The organism is Cereibacter sediminicola (assembly GCF_007668225.1).
Classification (GTDB): domain Bacteria; phylum Pseudomonadota; class Alphaproteobacteria; order Rhodobacterales; family Rhodobacteraceae; genus Cereibacter_A; species Cereibacter_A azotoformans.
On record NZ_VDEK01000002.1, the window covers coordinates 205556 to 227430 of the forward strand.

The following is a 21875-nucleotide window of genomic DNA, read 5'->3' on the forward strand; positions in this document are numbered from 1 at the left end:
TGGCAGACCGCCATGACGGCCGGAAGCCCCGCCTCGGATCGATCCACAACTGACGGGGTGCGCATGCTGGATTGGCTGACCGACCACAAGTTGCCAGTCGGCCGCTGGTCGAAGATGATGTTCGACTGGCTCAACGCGAACGGCGGGCCGTTCTTCGACCTGATCAGCCGCATGATGCAGGCGGTGATCGACGCCATGCTGGGGGTGCTCGGCGCATCGCCGCCGCTCCTGATCATCGCGATCCTTGCAGGCCTCGCCTGGTATCTGCAGCGGAGCTGGCGCGTGGCGGCCCTGGTGGTGGTGGGCTTTGCCTTCATCCTGAACCAGGGCTACTGGCGCGAGACGATGCAGAGCCTCACGCTCATCCTGCTCGCCTGCGTCACCTGCATGGCGATCGGGGTGCCGCTCGGGATCGCCGCGGCGCACCGGCCGCGCCTCTACCAGGTCATGAGCCCGATCCTCGACCTGATGCAGACGCTGCCGACCTTCGTCTATCTCATCCCGGCCATCGTCTTCTTCGGCCTGGGCATGGTGCCGGGCCTGATCGCCACCGTGATCTTCGTGCTGCCCGCCCCGATCCGGCTGACGCATCTCGGCGTCTCGTCCACCCCCCTCGCCCTCAAGGAAGCCGCGACGGCCTTTGGCGCCACTCCGCGCCAGAGGCTCTGGAAGGTCGAACTGCCCTGGGCGTTTCCGCAGATCATGACCGGCCTCAACCAGACGATCATGCTGTCGCTGTCGATGGTGGTGATCGCGGCGCTGGTGGGGGCGAACGGGCTCGGCGTGCCGGTGGTGCGCGCGCTCAACACCGTCAACACCGCGCTCGGCTTCGAGTCGGGCTTCATCATCGTCGTGGTGGCGATCATTCTCGACCGCATGCTGAGGGTCACGCGCAAATGACCGCCGTGGAATTCGACCGGGTCTCCATCGTCTTCGGAGACGATCCCCAACGCGCCCTGCCGCTGATGGACCGGGGCAAGAGCCGGGCCGAGGTGCAGGCCGAGACCGGACAGGTGCTGGGCGTGCACGACTGCTCGCTGAGCGTGGCCGAGGGCGAGATCCTCGTGCTGATGGGCCTGTCCGGCTCGGGCAAGTCCACGCTGCTGCGCGGCGTGAACGGCCTCAACCCGGTGGTGCGGGGCGAGGTGCGGGTGTCGGACGGCGACCGGATGATGTCGGTCACGCACGCCTCCCCCGCCGACCTGCGCCGGCTGCGCCTCAGCCATATCGCGATGGTGTTCCAGGCTTTTGGCCTGCTGCCCTGGCGGACGGTGCGCGACAATGTGGGGCTGGGTCTCGAGATGGCGGGCATGCCCGCGCGGGACCGGCGGGCGCTGGTGGACGAGCAGTTGACGCTTGTCAACCTCTCGGCCTGGGCCGACCGCAAGGTGGGCGAGCTGTCGGGCGGGATGCAGCAGCGCGTGGGCCTCGCCCGCGCCTTCGTGACCCAGGCGCCGATCCTGCTGATGGACGAGCCCTTCTCGGCGCTCGACCCGCTGATCCGCTCGCGCCTGCAGGACGAGCTGCTGGACCTTCAGCGCAAGCTGCGGCGCACCATCATCTTCGTCAGCCACGACCTTGACGAGGCCTTCAAGATCGGCAACCGCATCGCGCTGATGGAGGGCGGGCGGATCGTCCAGTGCGGCACCGCGCGCGAGATCATCGCCAACCCGGTCTCGGACTATGTGGCCGACTTCGTCGCCCACATGAACCCGCTCGGCGTCTTGACCGCGCGCGACGTGATGGAGGCCGGGCCGTCCTCGGCGACCCGCGCGGTCGAGGCCGACTGCACCGTGCGCTCGGTGATGGAGCTGATGCGCGACGGGGCGAGCGAGCTTGCCGTGACCGAGGGCGGATCGGTGATCGGCACCATCCGCCCCGCTTCGGTCATGGGCCGTCTGATCGATCCGCGCGGAACGGTCTGATCAGGCGGCGTCGCTGTCCGACGCCGTCTTTTTCCGGCCAGAGGCTTTCGGAGCCACCTTCTTGGCCGCCGCCTTCTTCGGCGCGGCCTTCTTCGTCTCGCCCTCGGCCTTGGCGGCCTTCTTGGGCTCACCTTCGGCCTTGGCGGCCTTTCGGGCGGGCGCCTTCTTCTTCGGCGCCTTGCCCGCCTTCTCGGCCACCAGCGCCAGCGCCTCCTCAAGGGTGATCGCCTCGGGCTCGATCCCCTTCGGGATCGTGGCGTTCACCTTGCCCCACTTGACGTAAGGCCCGTAACGCCCCGGCATAACGGCCAGAATCCCGCCGTCGGGATGCTCGCCCAGCTCCTTGATCGGCTGCGCCGGAGCCGAGGCGCCGCGGCGGCCGGCGGCCTTCTGCGCCAGCACCTCGACGGCGCGGTTCATGCCGATGGTGAAGACCTCCTCGACATCCGGCAGGTTCGCATAGGTCGAGCCATGCTTGACATAAGGCCCGTAGCGGCCGATCGCGGCCTCGACCGGCTGGCCATCCTCGGGGTGCTGCCCGACCAGCCGCGGCAGGTTCAGAAGCATCAGCGCCCGCTCGAGATCGACCGTATCCGGCGCCCAGCCCTTGGGCAGGCTGGCGCGCGGCGGCTTCGGCACCTCGGCCGTCGCCTCGCCCTTCTGGGCATAGGGTCCGAACCGGCCCGAGCGCAGCGTGATCGGCTGGCCATCCTCGTCATGGCCCAAGAGCTTGCCATCGGGCGAGATCGCGTTGTCCTCGTCGCCCGTGACCGAGATCGGCCGCGTGTAGCGACATTCGGGGTAGTTGCCGCAGCCGATGAAGGCCCCGCCGCCCCGCGCCGTCTTCAGATGCAGACGCCCCGAGCCGCAGGTCGGGCAGATCCGCGGATCGGACCCGTCGGGCCGCGGCGGGTAGAGATGCGGCGCGAGGAAATCGTCGAGCTTGTCGAGCACCTCGCCGATGCGCAGATCAGCCGTCTCGGCCACCGCCGCCGAGAAATCGCGCCAGAACCGCGCGAGCACTTCCTTATAGTTCCGCTCGCCGGCCGAGACGTCGTCAAGCTCGCCCTCGAGATCGGCGGTAAAGTCGTATTCCACATATTTGCGGAAGAAGTTCGCAAGGAAGGCCGTCACCAGCCGCCCCTTGTCCTCGGGGATCAGCCGGTTCTTGTCCTTGCGCACATATTCCCGGTCCTGGATCGTCGAGACGATGCTGGCATAGGTCGAGGGCCGGCCGATGCCGAGTTCCTCCATCCGCTTGACCAGAGTGGCCTCGGTATAGCGCGGCGGCGGCTGTGTGTGGTGCTGCTCGGGGGTGATGGATTTCTTCTCCACCGCCTCGTTCGCCATGATCTGCGGCAGGCGGCCCTCGTCCTCGTCGCCCTCGCCGCGGTCGTCGCGACCTTCCTCATAGACCTTGAGGAAGCCGTCGAAGAGCACCACCTGCCCCGTCGCGCGCAGCCCCACCTGCCCATCGGCGCTGGCGATCTCGACCGTCGTGCGCTCCAGCCGGGCGGCGGCCATCTGGCTCGCCAGCGTCCGCTTCCAGATCAGCTCGTAGAGCTTGCGCTGGTCGGCCTCGGTCAGGCCCAGCTTCTCGGGCGAGGCCGACATGTCGGTCGGCCGGATGCATTCATGCGCTTCCTGCGCGTTCTTGGCCTTGTTCTTGTACATCCGGGGGCTGTCGGGGACATAGTCGGCCCCGAACCGCCGCTTGATCTCGTCGCGCGCGGCCATCACGGCCTCGGGCGCCATGTCGATGCCGTCGGTCCGCATGTAGGTGATGTGGCCGGCTTCATACAGCCGCTGCGCCGCCGACATGCACTGCTTGGCACCCATGCCGAACTTGCGCGACGCCTCCTGCTGCAGGGTCGAGGTCATGAAGGGCGCCGAGGGGTTGCGGCTCGCAGGCTTCGCCTCGACCGAGGCGACCTTGAGCGGCCGCGAGGTCACGGCCTGCACCGCAAGCTCCGCGGCCTCGGCGGTGGGAAGGTCGAACTTGTCGAGCTTCTTGCCACCCAGAACCGTCAGACGCGCCTCGAACTCCTGCCCGCGCGGGGTGACGAGCACGGCCGAGACGGTCCAGAACTCGCGTGCGCGGAAGGCCTCGATCTCCATCTCGCGCTCGACGATCAGGCGCAGGCAGACCGACTGCACGCGCCCCGCCGACTTCGCCCCCGGCAGCTTGCGCCACAGCACCGGCGACAGGGTGAAGCCCACCAGATAATCCAGCGCGCGGCGGGCGAGATAGGCCTCGACCAGCGCGGTATCGACCTGCCGCGGCGCCTTCATCGCCTCGGTCACCGCGGCCTTGGTGATCGCGTTGAAGGTCACCCGGCTGACGGTCTTGCCCTTCTTCAGGGACGAGGCCAGCGCCTCCTGCAGGTGCCACGAGATCGCCTCGCCCTCGCGGTCAGGGTCGGTGGCGAGGATCAGCGTGTCATCGGTCTTCAGCGCCTCGGCGATCGCGCGGACGTGTTTCTTCGAGTCGGCCGCAACCTCCCAGGTCATGGCAAATTCATGCTCGGGATCGACGGATCCATCCTTGGCCGGAAGGTCGCGGACATGCCCGTAGGAGGCCAGAACCGTATAGTCGGAGCCCAGGTATTTGTTGATTGTCTTGGCCTTGGCCGGGCTTTCGACGACGACGACAGCCATGGAACCCTCTCTGCGGATTGGCGCGGAACCATGTGGGGGATCACGCGCCAATGTCAATGCGCGGCTCGGGGGCGGCCGGGGTGGCCGATCATGACGGACGGGACACGAGGCCCCCCGGATCGCGCTGGATGCGGCCGTCGAGTTCCAGCGCCACCAGTTCCTGCGCGACGCGGCCGGCGGGCAGCGACAGGTCGCGGATCAGCTGATCCTCGGGCACGGGAACGGGGCCGAGCCGGTCGAGGATCAGGCTGTGGACAGGCGCGACATCGCACAGCGGTCGCCGCGGCGGATCGGGCTGCGGTTCGGGGGGCGCGGCGGCCCGGTGGGTGCCGATGGCCTCCATCACGTCGCCCGCATGGCGCACGAGGGTCGCCCCCTCGCGGATGAGCTGGTTGCAGCCCGCCGCCCGCGGGTCGAACGGGTGGCCCGGAACCGCCAGCACCTCGCGCCCCTGATCCAGCGCCTCGCGCGCGGTGATGAGGCTGCCCGAGCGGCCCGCGGCCTCGACCACCACCACCGCCTGCGCCAACCCCGAGACGATGCGGTTGCGCTGCGGGAAATGGCGGGCCTGCGGCACGAGCCCCATCGGCTGCTCCGAGATCCGGCAGCCCGCAACCAAGATGCGGTGGGCCAGCGCCGCATTCTCGGACGGGTAGATCACATCCACCCCGCCCGCCTGCACCGCGACCGTGCCACGGTCGAGGGCGGCCTCATGCGCCTCGGCGTCGATCCCGCGGGCGAGGCCCGAAACGACCACATATCCCGCCTCACCCAGCGCAGCCGCGAGCTTGCGCGCCATCCTGAGCCCGAGGCTCGAGGCGTTCCGCGCCCCCACCAGCGCGACCATCGGCCGCGCGAGAAGGGCGGCATCGCCCTGCACCCAGAGGATCGGCGGCGCATCGGCGATCTCGGCCAGCGCGGCGGGATAGGCCGGGTCGCCGAGGCCGATCATTGCGGCCCCCTGCGCGCGTCCGGCGGCCATCTCCTTCAGCGCGACGGAGACCGGACAGGCCTCGTACCGCTCGATCCCGGCCGCGGACGCGATGCCGGGCAGCGCCTCGAGCGCCTCAGTGGCGCTGCCATGTTCGGCCATCAGGCGCCGCCATGTCGCGGGCCCCACCCGGCGCGAGCGGATCAGCCGCAGCCGGTCCACGCGCTCGCGGTCGGGAAAGGAGGGACTCTGTGCCTGTGGCCGCATGGCTGCCTCTGATGGACCAGCGTCGGACAATGGCGGCGAATGATTAACGACAGGTGAATCGCGCAGATCGGGTGGCGCCGCCGCTTGACAGCCGTGCTCGGCGCGGCTAAGAGGCCGGAATGCAGCACGTCTCCTCGCCTTCGGACATGGGCATCCGCCTCGACCGCGCCTCTTGCGCGGTGGGCGGGCGCACGATCCTGTCGGACATCTCTCTGCATCTGACCGAGCGGCGGATCGGCATCCTTGGACCCAACGGCTCGGGCAAGACCACGCTCCTGCGCCTTATGGCGGGGCTGGTGGCGCCGACCGAGGGCCGGGTGACGGTCGAGGGGATCGAGCCCGCCTCGGACCGGCGGGCGATGCTGGGGGCGATCGGCATCCTCTTCCAGAACCCCGAGCATCAGATCATCTTTCCCACCGTCGAGGAGGAACTCGCGTTCGGCCTGAAGCAGATGGGACGCAGCGCCGCCGAGGCGCGCCGGGCGGCGCGCGACCTGCTGGCCGCCCACGGGCGCGCCCATTGGGCGGCGGCGTCGGTCGCCACCCTGTCGCAGGGCCAGAAGCAGTTTCTCTGCCTGCTGTCGGTGCTGGCGATGGCGCCGCGCACCATCCTGCTCGACGAGCCCTTCTCGGGCCTCGACCTGCCGACGCAGATCCGCCTGTCGCGCCGGTTGGCCGCGCTGCCCCAGCGCCTCGTGACGATCTCGCACGATCCGGCCGCGGTCGCAGGCCATGACCGGGTGATCTGGCTGGAACAGGGCCGGGTGCGCGCGGATGGGCCCGCGCCCGAAGTGGCCTCGGCCTTCCGGGCCGAGATGGAGCATCTGGGGGGCCTCGATGCTGACGCTGACCTCGCCGGTTGAGACCCGCCTGCACCGCCTGCCCGCGGGGCTGAAGCTCGGGGCGCTGGCGCTGGCGGCGGTGGCCCTCGCCCCGCTCGAGGGGTTGCCCGCGCTGGGGGCGGCATTGGCGGGCACACTCGCGCTCTATGCGGCACAGGGGCTCGAGTTCGCGCGCCACGGGCTCAGGATGCTGCGGCCGCTCTGGCCCTTTCTCCTCATCCTTGCGCTCTGGCACGGCTGGACGGGTGAGTTCGAGCGCGGCGCCGGCATCGGAGTGAAGCTTCTGATCGCGGTGGCGCTGGCCAATCTGGTGACCATGACGACACGGCTCGACGCGATGATCGCCGTGCTCGAGCGGCTCGCCCGGCCGCTGCGGCGCCTCGGGCTCGAGCCGCACCTGCTGGCCGTTTCCATCGCGCTTGTCATCCGCTTCACGCCGGTGCTACTTGCGCGTGCAGAGCGGCTTGTCGAAGCCTGGCGGGCACGAAGCGCGCGACGCCCCACCTGGAGGATCGTCGTTCCGCTGGCCCTCGGGGCGCTCGACGATGCCGATCAGGTGGCAGAGGCGCTGCGCGCCCGGGGCGGATTGTAGGGAGAAGGACTTCATGGAACGCAACGTCGCCTATGTGGCGCTCTTCGCGGCGCTGATCGCCGTGCTCGGCCTCGTGCCGCAGATCACGCTCATGTCGGGCGTGCCAATCACCGCGCAGTCGCTGGGCGTGATGCTCTGCGGCGCCGTCCTCGGCGCGCGCAAGGGCGCCCTGGCGGTGCTGCTGTTCCTGGTGCTGGTGTTCCTCGGGCTGCCGCTTCTGTCGGGCGGCCGCGGCGGGATCGGCGTGCTGGCGGGCCCGACGGCGGGCTTTGTCGTGGGCTTCCCGGTGGCGGCCTTCGTGACCGGCCTCGTGGTCGAGAAATGGCGCGCCCCGGTGACCTGGTCGGCGCTGGCCGGCAGCATCCTCGGCGGGATCGTGGTGCTTTACGGCTTCGGCGTGGTGGGGATGGCCTGGAAACTGGGCAAGACCCTGCCCGAGGCCGCGCTTCTGCTGACGCCCTTCCTGGCGGGCGATCTGATCAAGGCCGTCGCGGCCGCGCTGGTGACCCGCGGGCTTCAGCAGGTCCGGCCCTGGATGGTGCTCTCGCGCGCCTGAAACGACGGCGCCCGGGAGATCCCCGGGCGTCCTTTCCTACGCGGCCCGCCGCATCAGGCCACGTTCTGCAGGGCCACATCGGGCAGGATGCCGAGAGCGTGGCAGACCTCACGCGTCAGGGTCGGGCGGTTCAGCGTGTAGAAGTGCAGATCCTCCACCCCCTCCGACAGCAGCCGGTCGCACAGCTCGGTGCAGAGCGCCACCGAGAACAGCTCTTCCCGGTCGTCGCGCTTGGCGTTGGCGAAGGCCGCGTCGAGCCAGCCCGGCACCTGCGCCCCGCAGCGGGCGGCGAACTTCTTCACCCCTGACCAGTTCTCGATCGGCAGGATGCCGGGGATGATCGGGGCGCGGATCCCCTCCTTCACGCAGAGATCGCGGAAGCGGAGGAACGTGTCCGCCTCGAAGAAGAACTGGGTGATCGCCGAACTCGCGCCCGCCTCGATCTTGCGCTTGAGCCAGCGCACATCGGCCAGCGTGTCGGCCGAGTCGGGGTGCGGCTCGGGGTAGGCGCCGACATGGAGCTTGAACCTGCCGGTGGCGGCCAGCGCCTCGACCAGCTCGACCGAGTTGGCAAAACCCTCGGGATGCGGCGTGAACCGCTCGGCCCCCTTGGGCGCGTCACCCCGGAGCGCCACGATCTCGGTCACGCCGGCCTCGGCGTAGGAGTTGGCGATCTCGAGCGTCTCGGCCTTGGTCGCATCGACGCAGGTCAGGTGCGCGGCCACGTTCAGCCTGTAATGGTTGTGGATCGTCTCGACCGCATCATGGGTCAGCTTGCGCGTGGTGCCGCCCGCGCCGTAGGTCACCGACACGAAGTCGGGCTTCAGCGGCGCCAGCATCTGCGCCGTCTCCCACAGCCGGAAGGACGCCTCGAGCGTCTGCGGCGGGAAGAACTCGAACGAGATGCGCGGTCTGGCCATGGGATGTCTCCTGTTCCTTGCCTCTCTTGTGGCAGCATCGGCCATGTGAGACAAATTCATAATGCTCAAGATCAATATGAGGCGAATTGTAACATGCACCTCGAACTCCGCCACCTGCGCACCATCCGCGCGATCCATCAGGCGGGGGGGCTGGCGCGCGCGGCCGACATGCTGAACATGACCCAGTCGGCCCTGTCGCATCAGGTCAAGGGGCTGGAGGATCAGGCCGGGATCGAGCTTTTCGTGCGTCGTTCCAAGCCTTTGAAGCTGTCGGCCGCCGGCGTGCGGATGCTGCGGCTTGCCGAGCGCATCCTGCCCGAGATCGACGCGCTGGAGGACGAGTTCCGCGCGCTGCGCTCGGGGCGCACGGGGCGGCTGCATATCGCCATTGAATGCCATGCATGTTTCGAATGGCTGTTTCCCGTGCTGGAGCTGTTCCGCCACGCCTGGCCCGAGATCGACGTGGACATCCGCGCGGGCCTTGCCTTCGAGGCCCTGCCCGCGCTGATGCGCGAGGAGGTGGACCTTGTCATCTCTTCGGACCCGGTGACGGTCGAGGGCATGGTCTTCAACCCGCTCTTCGACTACCACCCGACCTTCGTCGCCGCGTCCTCCAACCCGTTGGCGCAAATGGATTTCATCTCGGCCGAGGATTTCCGCGACCAGATGCTGATCACCTACCCGGTCTCGCGCGACAAGCTCGATGTCTTCACCGAGGTGCTGACACCGGCCAAGGTCGAGCCGCGCGGAACCCGGCAGGTCGAGCTGACGGCGGTGATCCTGATGCTGGTGGCCTCGAATCGCGGAGTGGCCGTTCTGCCCGACTGGGTGCTGCGCGACATCCGCAGCCATGCCGATTATGTGACCCGCCCGCTGGGGCCGCAGACGGTGACCAAACGCCTCTATGCCGCGACGCGGGCCGAGGATGCGACCAAGCCTTTCATGGCCCATTTCCTGAGGTTGGGCCGGACCGAGCCGGTCAAGCTGCAGAGAAACTGACGGGAACAAAGCCGCGCGCACGACGTCGCAACCGGATGGCGCCGCGCGCCACCGGGCGGAATCACATTGCCCGAAGAAGCGCAAAACGATACCTCCACCGCGCAAAACTCACATGACAGGCCTGGAATGACCCTCCCACCGACCCGTCCTGCCGAACCGACGCCCGGCGGCGCGAGCCCCTCGATCAACCAGTGGAAGACGCTCGACAAGGACCTGAAGCGGATCGTCCAGCTGGAGGAGGCCGGCCAGTTCGTCGGCCGCCCCCTCATCTCGATCGGGGTCGCGCTCGTCTTCATCGTGGTGGCGGGCGTGGCGGCCTCGCTGATCACCGGAGGGACGCCCAACTCGCTGGTGATCGTCGCGGCCGCGGCCTTCGGCGCCTACATGGCGATCAACATCGGCGCGAACGACGTGGCCAACAACATGGGCCCCGCCGTCGGCGCCAACGCACTCACGATGACGGGGGCCCTCGCCATCGCCGCCATCTTCGAGACGGCGGGCGCGCTGATCGCGGGCGGCGATGTGGTGAGCACCATCTCGGGCGGGATCGTGGACCCGGCCTCGGTCTCCGAGGCGAGCATCTTCATCTGGGCCATGATGGCCGCGCTGATCGCGGCGGCCGTCTGGCTGAACATCGCGACCGCCATCGGGGCGCCGGTCTCGACGACCCATTCGATCGTGGGCGGCGTGATGGGCGCGGGCATCGCGGCCGCCGGCATGACGGCGGTGAACTGGCCGGTGATGGGCCAGATCGCCGCGAGCTGGGTGATCTCTCCCGTCCTCGGCGGCGTCTTTGCGGCGCTCTTCCTCGCCTTCATCAAGAACCGGCTGCTCGACGCCGAGGACAAGATCGCGGCCGCGCGCCTGTGGGTGCCGCTGCTGATCGGGGTGATGGCGGCGACCTTCGCGACCTATCTGGTGCTCAAGGGGCTGCGCAAGGTCATGGAGGTGCAGCTTCCGGCCGCGGTGTTGATCGGCGTGGCGATCGGCGTGGCGACGGTCTTCCTGACCCGTCCGCTGGTGCGGCGCCAGTCCGAGGGGATGGAGAACCGCAAGAAATCGCTCAAGAAGCTGTTCGGACTGCCGCTGGTGGCGTCGGCGGCCCTGCTGTCCTTTGCCCATGGCGCCAACGACGTGGCCAATGCGGTGGGCCCGCTGGCGGCCATCGTCCATGCGGTCTCGAACGGGGACACGGCGGCCAAGGTGGCGATCCCGCTCTGGGTCATGGTCATCGGCGCCGGGGGCATCTCCTTCGGCCTTGTCCTCTTCGGGCCGAAGCTGATCCGCATGGTCGGCTCCGAGATCACCAAGCTGAACCCGATGCGGGCCTATTGCGTGGCCCTGTCGGCCGCGATCACCGTGATCGTGGCTTCGGGGCTGGGGCTGCCCGTGTCCTCGACCCACATCGCCGTGGGCGGCATCTTCGGCGTGGGCTTCTACCGCGAATGGCAGGCCGAACGTCGGAGCCGGGCCCTCGGCCTCATCAAGGGCAAGCCGCTGCCGCCCGAGGAACGCAAGCGCCGCAAGCTGGTGCGGCGGGCGCATTTCCTGACCATCGGGGCGGCGTGGGTTGTCACCGTTCCGGCGACGGCGCTGCTGTCGGGGGCGGTCTTCCTGGCGCTGCGCACCTTCGTGGGCTGAGGGGCCGGGGCGGCGGCGGCGGGTGCCGCGTTCTTCCCTTCCCTTCCGCCTCGCCTCGCCTTATAGCAGCGCCCTTGAACGGATGGAGCCAGACGGATGCAAGGCAGCGCGAACCTCAACCTGATGATCAAGGCGGCCCGCAAGGCGGGGCGCTCGCTCGTGAAGGACTTCCGCGAGGTCGAGAACCTTCAGGTCTCCTCGAAGGGGCCCGGCGACTTCGTGTCGAAGGCCGACCGCGAGGCCGAGCGCATCATCCGCGAGGAACTGATGGGCGGCCGCCCCACCTACGGCTGGCTGGGCGAGGAAACCGGCGAGACGGCCGGCCAGGATCCGACCCGCCGCTGGATCGTCGATCCGCTCGACGGGACCACGAACTACCTCCACGGCCTGCCGCACTGGGCGGTCTCGATCGCGCTCGAGCACAAGGGCGAGATCGTGGCGGGCGTCATCTTCGACGCCGCCAAGGACGAGATGTTCTGGGCCGAGAAGGGCGCTGGCGCCTGGATGAACGAAAGCCGGCTGCGCGTCTCGGGGCGGCGCCACATGATCGAGGCGATCTTCGCCACCGGCGTGCCCTTCGGCGGCCGCCCCACCCTGCCCGCGACCCTTCAGGATCTGGCGCGGCTGATGCCCGCCTGTGCGGGCGTGCGCCGTTGGGGCTCGGCCGCGCTCGACCTCGCCTATGTGGCGGCGGGCCGCTACGACGGCTACTGGGAACGCGGCGTGAGCGCCTGGGACGTGGCGGCGGGCGTGGTGCTGGTGCGCGAGGCTGGCGGCCTGATCTCGGGCATCCGCGAGGAGCAGAACCCGATCGACGGCTCGCTGATCTGCGGCAACCAGAACCTGTTCGAGCCCTTCCGCAAGATCATCCGGGGCGAGTGAGGCGGCGCCTCATTTCCGCCTGCGCACCAGCGGCACGCGCGATCGCGGCAGGGCCGACTGGGGATGGGGCGGCAGCCCGTGGGTGCGCCGCCAGAAGGCCGGACCGCCCCGGGCGAGCCAGAAGGGCAGCGTGAGCAGGATGCCCGCGCCGAACCCTCCGGCATGGGCCCAGTAGGCGACGCCGCCCTGATCGGTCGGCACCGCCACGCCCGAGATGATCTGGAACAGGAACCAGAGGCCGAGCAGCAGGTAGGCCGGCACCGGGATGATGCGGAAGAAGATCACGATGATGATCAGCACATCGACCCGCGCCCGCGGAAAGAGCAGCAGGTAGCCCCCCATCACCCCCGCGATGGCCCCCGAGGCCCCCACCATCGGGATCCATGAGAGGGGATCGGCCATCACCTGCGCCGCCGCCGCCGCAAGGCCCGAGGCGAGGTAGAAGCCGGCAAAGCGCCAGTGGCCCATCACATCCTCGAGATTGTCCCCGTAGATGTAGAGAAAGAGCATGTTGCCCAGCAGATGGGCCCAGCCGCCATGCAGGAACATCGAGGTGAGGATCCCCTCGTAGCCCGTCCCCTGCAGCAGCTCGGCCGGCACGAGCCCCCAGTTGAAGAGGGCCACCTCGAGCGCCAGCCGTGAGGGGGCGCCGTAATGCATCAGCAGGAAGATCAGGACATTCGCCGCGATCAGCGCATAGGTGACATGGGGCGTGCGGCCGGAGGGGTTGTGGTCGCGGATGGGGAACATGGCGCAGCGTTCCCGATCCGCGGCGCGGCGTCAAGGCGGGAAGGGCCGCCCCGACGCCAGGGCTGCGGCGGCAGGACCGCCCGGCGCCGCGGCCCTCAGCCCGTGGCCGAGGCGGCCGCGAGCAGTTCGGCATTGCCCCCCGACGCGGTGGTGTCGATGCACAGATGCCGCTCGACGGCGACATGGGCCGCGTCCGGCAGCCCGCCGATCAGCGGCAGGATCGGCCCCGCCCGCTCGGCGAGAGCCAGAGCATGGGGCCTGGCATCCTCAGCCCCGCCCCAATGCAGCGCCCCTGAAAAGCCGCCAAGCCGCCCGAGGGCCGCGGCCGGCAGACCCGGCGCCTCGACCGCAAGCCCGCCGAGCGCCCGGACCGCCTCGGCCTGCGCCCGCGCGGCCTCTGCCCTTGGCCCGAGGCACAGGAGCGGCGGGCGACGAAGGCACGACAGGCGGTTCGACTCGCCCGTGGGCCCCGGCAGGACATGGGTGGAGAGCGGCCGACCCACCTGATCGGCCAGCCGGTCGAGCGCGGCCTGCACCTCGGCCTCGGCCGCCTCGCGTTCGGCACCCGCTCCGGCCGCGGGCGGTGCGGGGCGCACCCGGAGCCGGGCCAGATAGGACGGCCCGCCCGCCTTGGGCCCCGTGCCCGACAGACCCTCGCCGCCGAAGGGCTGGCTGCCCACCACCGCGCCGATCTGGTTGCGGTTGACGTATATGTTGCCGATCCGCAGCCGTCCCACGAGGGTCTGCACCCGGTCGTCGATCCGCGAATGCAGGCCGAAGGTCAGCCCGAATCCGGTTGCCTCGATCTCCTCGATCACCCGGTCGATCCCTGAGGCCCGGAAGGTTGCCACATGCAGGACCGGCCCGAAGATCTCGCGCCCCATCTCGCGGATCGAGGCGACCCGGATCACCGTGGGCCCGACGAAGGTGCCGCCCTCGGGCGCCGGCAGTTCCTTGAGCACGCGCCCCTCGGCGCGCGCCGTGGCGATCCAGTCGCGGATGCCGGCCTGCGCCTCGGCGTCGATCACGGGGCCCACGTCGGTCGCAAGATCCCACGGATCGCCCAGCCGCAGCTCGTCCATCGCGCCGAAGAGCATCTCGAGCACGCCCTCGGCCACATCCTCCTGCAGGTAGAGACAGCGCAAGGCCGAGCACCGCTGGCCCGCCGACTGGAAGGCCGAGGCAAGGATGTCGCGCACCGCCTGCTCGGGCAGCGCGGTCGAATCGACGATCATCGCGTTCAGTCCGCCTGTCTCGGCGATGAGCGGCGCGGACGGATCGAGATGCTCCGCCATCGAGCGCCGGATCACCAGCGCCGTCTCGGTCGAGCCGGTGAAGACGACGCCCTTCACCCGCGGATCGCGCGTCAGCGCCGCGCCGATCGTTCCCCCCTCGCCCGGCAGAAGCTGGAGCGCGGTGGCCGGCACGCCCGCCCGGTGCAGAAGCTCGACCGCCAGCGCCGCGATCAAGGGCGTCTGCTCGGCGGGCTTGGCGAGCACCGCGTTGCCAGCCATCAGCGCGGCCGCGATCTGGCCGGTGAAGATCGCAAGCGGGAAGTTCCACGGGCTGATGCAGACGACCGTGCCAAGGGAGGCCCCGTCCAACGCTGCGCCTTCGGCCGCATAGTAGCGCAGGAAATCGACCGCCTCGCGCAGCTCGCCCGCCGCGTCCGGCAGGGTCTTGCCCGCCTCGCGTGCGAGAAGGGCGAAGATCGGGCCGAACGCCTGTTCGTAAAGGTCGGCCGCGCGGCGCAGGACCTCGGCCCGATCTTCCGGGCGCGCCTCCCACGGCACCGCATGGTGCAGCGCCGCCTCGACATCGGGCAGGCTGGCCGGGATGGCATTGCCCACCCGCGCGCCCGTCGCCGGATTGGCCACCTCGCACCGCTGACCCCCGGCGAGCGAGCCCGCAAGCAGCGGCCGCGCGTCAAAGAGCGCCGTCTGGTGCGGGGCGCGGGCGCTCTCGATCAGGGCGAGATCGGCCTCTGACGCGAGATCGAATCCGCGGGAATTGCGCCGCCCCGGAAAGAGATCCGAGCCCGTGCGCAGCACCGGGTTCGGCACCGGCGTCAGCGCCTCCATCGCGGTCAGCGGACAGGCCGCCACCGCCTCCGGGCTGAGGCTTTCATCCACGATCTGGTTGACGAAGCTCGAATTGGCCCCGTTCTCGAGCAGGCGACGCACGAGATAGGCCAGCAGGTCGCGATGGGCGCCCACTGGCGCGTAGATCCGGCAGCGCGTCCCTTCGTCGGCGCGCACCAGATCGTGAAGCCGCTCGCCCATGCCGTGCAGGCGCTGGAACTCGAACGGGCGCCCGTCGGCCATCTCGAGGATCGCCGCGACCGTGTGGGCGTTGTGGGTGGCGAACTGCGGATAGATCCGGTCCGACATCGCGAACAGCTTGCGGGCCTGCGCGATGTAGCTCACATCCGTTGCCATCTTGCGGGTGAAGACGGGGAAATCCTCCAGCCCCAGCACCTGCGCGCGCTTGACCTCGCCGTCCCAGTAGGCGCCCTTGACCAGCCGCACCATCAGCTTGCGATCGAACCGGACGGCCATCCCGTAGAGCCGGTCCAGCACCTCGCCCGCTCGGCGGCCGTAGGCCTGCACCACCACGCCGAACCCGTCCCAGCCGCCCAGCGACGGCTCGGACAGCGCGGCCTCGATCACCTCGAGCGAGAGGTCCAGCCGCTCGGCCTCTTCGGCGTCGATGTTGAAGCCCAGCCCCGCCGCTCGTGCGAGCCCCGCCAGCGCCGTCACGCGCGGCACCAGCTCGGCCATGACGCGGGCGCGCTTGGCGACCTCGTAGCGCGGATGAAGCGCCGAGAGCTTGACCGAGATCCCCGGATTGTCGCGGATGTCGCGGCTGCGGGCGGCGGCGGCAATGGCGGTGATCGCCCGCGAATAGGCGAGATGATAGCGCCGTGCATCGGCTTCGGTCCGCGCGGCCTCGCCCAGCATGTCGTAGCTGTAGCTGTATCCCCGGCCCTCCAGCTCGGCCGCGCGGTCGAGCGCCTCCTCGATCGTCTCGCCCAGCACGAACTGCCGCCCCATCTGCTTCATCGCGCGCGCCACGGCCGCCCGGATCACCGGCTCGCCCATCCGCTTCAGCAGACCCCGCAGATGGCCGGCCACCCCCGGCTCGCGGTCGTCGAGCACCTTGCCCGTCAGCATCAGCGCCCAGGTCGAGGCATTGACGAGACTCGAGGCCGATCGCCCGAGATGGCGGTTCCAGTCGGACGGGGCGATCTTGTCCTCGATCAGCGCGTCCATCGTGTCGGCGTCGGGCACCCGCAGCAGCGCCTCGGCCAGACACATGAGCGCGATCCCCTCGTCGGTGGAGAGGCCGTATTCCGCAAGGAACCCCTCCATCAGACCGGGGCGAGAGCCCTGGCGGATGCGGCGGACGAGCGACGCGCCACGGGCCACGATGCGGGCGCGGGCCTCGGCATCGAGATCGGCTTCGGCGATCAGGCGGGCGACGAGGTCGGCCTCGTTGGGGCGGTCGCTCAGGGGCGGCTGCGGGACGGCGGCGAGCATGGACGGGAACTCCTCTTTCGCCTAGATTATCCTGCAACCGAAAGCCGTTCGTCCCGATCTTCACGGATTGGCAGCCGGATCGGCTGAAGATGAGGCGAAAGGCAGGCCGCATGACGCTGGAACTCGACCGTTTCGACCGCGCGATCCTTCGGGTTCTGGCCGCGGACGGCCGCGTCAGCGCGACCGAGCTGGCCCGGCGCATCGGGCTGACCAAGTCGCCGACGCAGGCGCGGATGAAGCGGCTCGAGGCCGCGGGCGTCATCACGGGCTATGGTGCGCGGCTCGATCCGATCCGCATGGGGCTCGCCCATGTGGCCTTCGTCGAGGTCAAGCTCTCGGACACGCGCGAGACGGCGCTGCAGGCGTTCAACCGGGCCGTGCTCGCGGTGCCGGAGATCGAGGAGTGCCACATGATCGCCAGCCGCTTCGACTATCTGCTGAAGGTGCGCACCGCCGACATTCAGGACTACCGCCGCGTGCTGGGCGAAAAGCTCTCGACGTTGCCCTTCGTCGCCTCCACCTCGACCCATGTGGCGATGGAGTCCGTCAAGGAACCGCGGGGCTGACCCCCGCCATTCGCGAAGCGTGAAACGATGGGCCCCGCCCGCTCAGGCGCAGGGGCAGAACACGACCCGCGCCCGCCCGTCGCTCTTGGCGCGGTAGAGCGCGACATCGGCCGTGCGGCTGGCCTCGGGCAGGGCGGCGCTTCCGGGCGGAAGAAAGGTCACGCCGATGCTTACCGTGATGTCCACGCGCCGCGCGTCGTCGATCCGGCAGGTCATCGTCAGCATCCGCTGCAGCCGATGCGCCGCGCGCTCGGCCTCCTGCGCATCCACGTCGGGCAGCAGCACCGCGAACTCCTCGCCGCCCAGCCGGATCACGCTGTCGCTGGGCCGCACCGCATGGCGCAGGCGATCGGCCGCGGCGCGCAGCACGATGTCGCCCGCCTCGTGGCCATAGACATCGTTCACCCGCTTGAAATGGTCGATGTCCACGATCATCAGACCCGTCCCACGCGACCGTGCGAGGCTGTCGGCGTCGGCAAACCGCCGCTCGAAGCTCCGCCGGTTCAGCACGCCGGTCAGGGCGTCCGTCTGGGTTTCGGCGACCAGCGCCCGCTCGCGCTGCGCGGCCGCCCGTTCCCGTTGCAGAAGCGTGCCGAAGACCAGCGCCCCGGCCAGATTGAGAAGGACGAGGATCATCCCGATCATCAGGCGGGAAAGATCAGGTGCGACGGGCAGCCAGGCCAGCACGACCAGCGGCAGCGAGATCATTGCGGCCAGCAGGAACAGCCCGTCGAAATGCCCCATGCCGAGCCACCTGCGCACGGGCGGCCAGAGCGAGCCCATCAGGGCCGCGGCGCTCATCGAGCCGATGGCGATCACCGGCGAGGCGGTGGACACGAGCGACATGCGCAGGATGGCGCTCGACAGAAGGGCCACCATCGCCCCGAGCGGCCCGAGAAACGCGCCGGCAAAGCCGATGAACAGCGCCCGGCTGTCCACGATGATCCCGGGAGCCAGCGTCAGCGATTGCATCATCTGCACGCTTGCGCCGAAGCCGAAGGCCAGGCCCAGCAGCACATGCCGCGCGGGCCGCGACCAGCTGAGCCGCTGGACCCCGCCATAGATGAGCGCGATGGCGCCCATCATGGCGAAACTGTTTATCAGATGGAGAGCCAGTGCCACCGGATGCGACCCATGAATTGAGGCGCATCGGACGCCGATGGCTCTTTTTGTCCGACTTGTCCGGCCGCTGCAACCTTCAACGCCGGCGGATCAGCGGGCCCCCGCTGCCGATCTGAGAATCCTGACCCGCCCCGGCGCCCGCGACGCCGATCCTCAGCGCGGGGCGAGAACGGGATGGAGAACGCGGCCCGTATCCTCGAAGGCGTTGATGTTGTCGATCGTCGTCCGGGCGATGCCGGTCAGCGCCTCGCGGGTGAAAAAGGCCTGATGGCCGGTGATGAGGACGTTCGGAAAGGTCAGGAGACGCGCGAAGACATCGTCCTGGATGGCCTTCTGCGAGAGATCCTCGAAGAAGAGATCGGCCTCCTCCTCATAGACGTCGAGGGCGAGCCCGCCGATCACGCCGCTCTTGAGGCCCCGGATCACCGCGCTTGCATCCACCACGGCGCCGCGGCTCGTGTTCACGATCATCACCCCGCGCTTCATCAGCCCGATGGCGCGGTCGTCGATCAGGTGGTGCGTGTCGGGCGTCAGGGGACATTGCAGGCTGATGATGTCGGCCTCGGCAAAGAGCTGCCCGAGCGGCACATAGGTCACGCCCATGGCCGCGCATTCCTCGGACGGATAGGGGTCGGAGGCGATCACCCGGCAGCCGAAGCCGCGCATGATGCCCGCGAAGGTGCGCCCGATGAGGCCCGTCCCCACCACGCCGACCGTCTTTCCGCAGAGGTCGAACCCCAGAAGCCCCTCGAGCGCGAAATTGCCCTCGCGCACCCGGTTGAAGGCGCGGTGCGTGTTGCGGTTCAGCGTCAGGATCAGCGCCACCGCATGTTCGGCCACCGCATGGGGCGAATAGGCCGGCACCCGCCCGACCGTCAGGCCCGCAGCCTCGGCCGCCACCAGATCGACATGGTTGAAACCCGCCGAGCGCAACGCGATCAGCCGCGTCCCCGCCGCGGCAAGCTCTGTGATGACGGGCGCCGTCACCTGGTCGTTCACGAAGGCGCAGATGCACTCGGCCCCGCCCGCAAAGCGCACCGTCTCTTCGGACAGGCGCGCCTCGATGAAGGCCAGCCGGTGACGGTCCTCGTTCGCGGCGGCCAGGAACTGGCGGTCATAGGGCTTGGCGCTGAAGATGGCGACGTCCAAGGCAGGCTCCTTCTTGGCATTTTGCAAAGGCTAATGCGATGCCGCAGGGGGGCGTCAACCCAAAGCTTGCCCGCCGCACCGGATCGTGCATAGCGAGTGGCACAGGATGCGGCCGCAGGGCCGTCGGGATCGTAAAGGTGGCAAACGATGTGCGAAGGATGTTCGACCAAGGCCCGCGACGGCGCGATCGCGCGGCGGCAGTTCATGCGGCTCGCGGCCGCCGGGGCGGGCGCCGGCCTGCTTGCCGGCACGCCCGCAGCGGCCTCGGGCAAGGCCCGCGCGCTGATGCTCTCGTGCATGGACTACCGGCTGGTGGACGATTTCGTGCGCTTCATGGAGGACAAGGGCCTGCATGACGCCTATGACCACGTCACCCTGGCCGGCGCCTCGCTCGGCGCGATCAGCGACCGCTTCGCCGCCTGGCGCTCGACCTTCTGGTCGCATCTCGACGTGGCGATCCAGCTCCACCACATCGAGGAGGTCATCGTCCTCGATCACCGCGACTGCGGCGCCTACAAGCTCGCCCTCGGCGAAGAGGCCGTGGACACGCCCGAGAAGGAGACGCTGGTTCACACCGAGATGATGCGCACCTTTGCGCTCGCCGTGAAGCAGCGCCATCCCGAGCTGGCCGTGCGCGGCTGGCTCATGGCGCTCGTCGGCACCAGCGAGGAAGTGCCGCTCGCCTGACGCTTGCGGCGTCGGGGCCGGCCTCCCATCTCCCTCCTGGACAGGAGAGCCGGAGATGGATGCCGAGACAGAGGCTGCGCTGATCGGGGCGGGGCGCAGCTACTTCCGCCGCCGCCGCGACAAGGTGCCGGGCTTTGTCCGCCGCAACTTCGGGCTCGTCGGCACGTTGGGGCTGCATCGCCACGCCCTCGGCTGGGACATCCTGAAGGCGCCGCTGAATGTGGCGCTGTCTCCGCTGTTCATCGCGACGCGGTTGGGCGCGCTGGCGGCCGATGCCGTACGCGCGCGCGGGGCGGCGCGCTGGCTCCGCGCCCGGCGCATCCTGCTGCCCACCGCCGTCGCCCGCGAGACCGAGCGCCGGATCGTCGTGGACCTGCTGGAACTGCCGTGCGGCCGCGGATCGGCGCGCGATGCGCTGGCCGAGGCGCTGCTGGCCGAGCCTGCGCTGCGCCCGCTGATCCGGCAGAGGCTCGAGGCGGGAGTCGAGACGCGGGTGGCGGCGCGGCTCGGCGACTATACCGGCACCCGGTCGGCCGTGGCCGAGATGACGACGGCCGTCAGCACCCTGGGCGCCGGGGCGCTTGCCTTCAAGACGCTGACGCCGGGCGTCCTCTCGCTTGCGCCCACGCTCTCGGCGATCCTGGCCCATCAGGCGGCGCTGGCGGCGTTTCCGCTGGGCGGCATGCTGGGCTCGGTCTGGCTCGGGTTCTTTCCAGCGGTGGCCTCGCCGCTTCAGACCGGCGCGGTGGTGGTCGCCCTCATGCTGGCGGGCTCGGTCTTTGCGGCCTTCGCCGGCGTCATTGCCGATCCGGTCCAGAGCTGGCTCGGCATCCACCAGCGGCGCCTGAACCGGCTGATCGACGCGCTCGAGGACGAGTTCACCGGCTCGGGCCGTCGCGGATTTGTCGCACGCGAGCACTATCTTGCCCGGGTGATGGATCTGGCCGACGCCGGGATGGCGACGCTGCGGATCTTCCGGGGCTGAGGGTCGGTGGTGCAAGAGGAGGAACGGACATGGAGGAGAAAGAGGCCGCTTGCGGAACGGCCGAGGCCATGCTGCGCCACGTCGCCGAGGAGTGCTGCTCGGCCTTTGACGTCCATCTTGCGCGGCTGATGGAGACGGACGATCCCGAGGGCCCGCACAAGGCGCGCGTGGCCCTGCGGCGGCTGCGCACGGCCCTGATGGCCTTCGACCCGATCCTCGACCCGAAGTTTGCGCGAAAGTCCGGCCGGCGGGCCCGCGACCTCTTTCGCATCATCGGCGATCTGCGGGATGCCGATGTGCGCGACGACCATCGGGGCAAGGATGCCGGGCGGACGGACAATATCCGGCAGAAGGTGCGCAAGCGGCTGAAGAAGCGCAAGGCGGTCTGTTTCACGCCGAAGCTCGGAAAGAAGCTTGCGGGGAAGGGCTGGAAGCGCGGCGGCCGCCGGGCGCAGGTGCTGGCCGAGGCGCCGGCCGCGCTGATCGGCGGCCGTGCCTTGGGCGATGCCTGGGCCACCTGCCTCTCGCATGGCACCGACCTCGAGGTGATGCCGGACGAGGCACGCCACGAATTGCGCAAGGATCTCAAGACAATGCGCTACACGGCCGAGTTCTTCGGCCCGGTCTGGGCCGGAAAGCCCCAGGAGGACTTTCTCGACCGGATGAAGGATCTGCAGGACGAGTTGGGCCATCTGAACGATCTTGCGATGCTCGGCGGGGCGGATGCAGGCAGCGGGGGGGACAGCCGGTCGCTGCACAAGGCGGGGCGGATCTGGGCCGAGCTTGCCGCCACGCCGGTCTGGTGGAGCGAGGGCGCGAGCCGGCCTGCAACGGGCGATCCGGCGGGGGCATAGGCCGGGAAGG

At 69.7% G+C, this 21875-nt stretch carries 19 protein-coding genes; 12 read left to right on the top strand and 7 right to left on the bottom strand.

The features are described from left to right. Positions 1 to 63 precede the first annotated feature (63 nt). Positions 64 to 900 (top strand): choline ABC transporter permease subunit, encoded by an 837-nt coding sequence (gene choW, locus FG154_RS02310; RefSeq protein WP_145103973.1) that lies wholly within the window; start codon positions 64 to 66, stop codon positions 898 to 900. After that, positions 897 to 1925, top strand: coding sequence for a choline ABC transporter ATP-binding protein (choV, locus tag FG154_RS02315; protein ID WP_145103975.1), 1029 nt, complete (start codon positions 897 to 899; stop codon positions 1923 to 1925). The genes choW and choV overlap by 4 nt, the downstream gene beginning before the upstream one ends. Here the strand turns inward: choV and topA are convergent, their stop codons facing one another. Beyond that, on the bottom strand, positions 1926 to 4583 hold the full coding sequence (gene topA / locus FG154_RS02320) for a type I DNA topoisomerase (RefSeq protein ID WP_145103977.1): 2658 nt from the start codon (positions 4581 to 4583) through the stop codon (positions 1926 to 1928). An 88-nt stretch (positions 4584 to 4671) separates the two neighbouring features. Further along, positions 4672 to 5781 carry a DNA-processing protein DprA gene (gene dprA, locus FG154_RS02325; RefSeq protein WP_145103979.1) on the bottom strand — a complete coding sequence of 370 codons (1110 nt, stop codon included), beginning with the start codon at positions 5779 to 5781 and terminating at the stop codon, positions 4672 to 4674. Positions 5782 to 5900: 119 nt separating this feature from the next. On the opposite strand from dprA, the gene FG154_RS02330 reads away from it, so the two are divergent. Genes FG154_RS02330 through FG154_RS02340 form a run of 3 tightly spaced genes read left to right on the top strand, consistent with a single transcriptional unit; the run spans position 5901 to position 7771 of the window. Next, positions 5901 to 6644, top strand: a complete 744-nt coding sequence (locus FG154_RS02330) for an energy-coupling factor ABC transporter ATP-binding protein (protein WP_145103981.1) — start codon at positions 5901 to 5903, stop codon at positions 6642 to 6644. Then, a complete protein-coding gene (locus FG154_RS02335) occupies positions 6619 to 7215 on the top strand; it encodes an energy-coupling factor transporter transmembrane component T family protein (protein ID WP_145103983.1) in 597 nt (198 codons plus the stop codon). Before FG154_RS02330 ends, FG154_RS02335 begins: the two co-directional genes overlap by 26 nt. A gap of 13 nt (positions 7216 to 7228) precedes the next feature. After that, positions 7229 to 7771 (top strand): biotin transporter BioY, encoded by a 543-nt coding sequence (locus FG154_RS02340; protein WP_145103984.1) that lies wholly within the window; start codon positions 7229 to 7231, stop codon positions 7769 to 7771. A 53-nt stretch (positions 7772 to 7824) separates the two neighbouring features. On the opposite strand, the gene metF is transcribed toward FG154_RS02340, so the two are convergent. Next, the gene (metF, locus tag FG154_RS02345) at positions 7825 to 8691 is read right to left on the bottom strand and encodes a methylenetetrahydrofolate reductase [NAD(P)H] (RefSeq protein ID WP_145103986.1); all 867 of its coding nucleotides are present in this window, start codon (positions 8689 to 8691) and stop codon (positions 7825 to 7827) included. 93 nt (positions 8692 to 8784) lie between these two features. On the opposite strand from metF, the gene FG154_RS02350 reads away from it, so the two are divergent. From FG154_RS02350 to FG154_RS02360, 3 genes are all read left to right on the top strand, one after another. After that, positions 8785 to 9690 (top strand): LysR family transcriptional regulator, encoded by a 906-nt coding sequence (locus FG154_RS02350; RefSeq protein ID WP_145103988.1) that lies wholly within the window; start codon positions 8785 to 8787, stop codon positions 9688 to 9690. 126 nt (positions 9691 to 9816) lie between these two features. After that, positions 9817 to 11331, top strand: coding sequence for an inorganic phosphate transporter (locus FG154_RS02355; RefSeq protein WP_145103990.1), 1515 nt, complete (start codon positions 9817 to 9819; stop codon positions 11329 to 11331). Between the two features lie 96 nt (positions 11332 to 11427). Then, entirely contained in the window at positions 11428 to 12213 is a 786-nt protein-coding gene (locus FG154_RS02360; protein ID WP_145103992.1) for an inositol monophosphatase family protein, read from the top strand. Between the two features lie 9 nt (positions 12214 to 12222). Here FG154_RS02360 and FG154_RS02365 read toward each other — a convergent pair whose 3' ends face one another. After that, positions 12223 to 12963, bottom strand: a complete 741-nt coding sequence (locus tag FG154_RS02365; protein WP_145103994.1) for a rhomboid family intramembrane serine protease — start codon at positions 12961 to 12963, stop codon at positions 12223 to 12225. A gap of 95 nt (positions 12964 to 13058) precedes the next feature. Further along, entirely contained in the window at positions 13059 to 16502 is a 3444-nt protein-coding gene (gene putA / locus FG154_RS02370) for a bifunctional proline dehydrogenase/L-glutamate gamma-semialdehyde dehydrogenase PutA (protein ID WP_145103996.1), read from the bottom strand. A 110-nt stretch (positions 16503 to 16612) separates the two neighbouring features. On the opposite strand from putA, the gene FG154_RS02375 reads away from it, so the two are divergent. Continuing rightward, a complete protein-coding gene (locus FG154_RS02375) occupies positions 16613 to 17068 on the top strand; it encodes an Lrp/AsnC family transcriptional regulator (protein ID WP_145104074.1) in 456 nt (151 codons plus the stop codon). 42 nt (positions 17069 to 17110) lie between these two features. On the opposite strand, the gene FG154_RS02380 is transcribed toward FG154_RS02375, so the two are convergent. After that, a complete protein-coding gene (locus FG154_RS02380) occupies positions 17111 to 18190 on the bottom strand; it encodes a GGDEF domain-containing protein (RefSeq protein ID WP_186312269.1) in 1080 nt (359 codons plus the stop codon). 153 nt (positions 18191 to 18343) lie between these two features. Then, on the bottom strand, positions 18344 to 19339 hold the full coding sequence (locus FG154_RS02385) for a 2-hydroxyacid dehydrogenase (RefSeq protein WP_145103998.1): 996 nt from the start codon (positions 19337 to 19339) through the stop codon (positions 18344 to 18346). Positions 19340 to 19486: 147 nt separating this feature from the next. Between FG154_RS02385 and FG154_RS02390 the strand changes: the two genes are divergently transcribed. Genes FG154_RS02390 through FG154_RS02400 form a run of 3 tightly spaced genes read left to right on the top strand, consistent with a single transcriptional unit; the run spans position 19487 to position 21865 of the window. Continuing rightward, positions 19487 to 20026 (top strand): carbonic anhydrase, encoded by a 540-nt coding sequence (locus FG154_RS02390; protein ID WP_145104000.1) that lies wholly within the window; start codon positions 19487 to 19489, stop codon positions 20024 to 20026. A gap of 55 nt (positions 20027 to 20081) precedes the next feature. Beyond that, a complete protein-coding gene (locus FG154_RS02395; RefSeq protein ID WP_145104002.1) occupies positions 20082 to 21011 on the top strand; it encodes a DUF6635 family protein in 930 nt (309 codons plus the stop codon). Between the two features lie 29 nt (positions 21012 to 21040). Beyond that, positions 21041 to 21865: a CHAD domain-containing protein gene (locus tag FG154_RS02400; protein WP_145104004.1), complete on the top strand. Its 825-nt coding sequence runs from the start codon at positions 21041 to 21043 to the stop codon at positions 21863 to 21865. Positions 21866 to 21875: the final 10 nt, after the last annotated feature.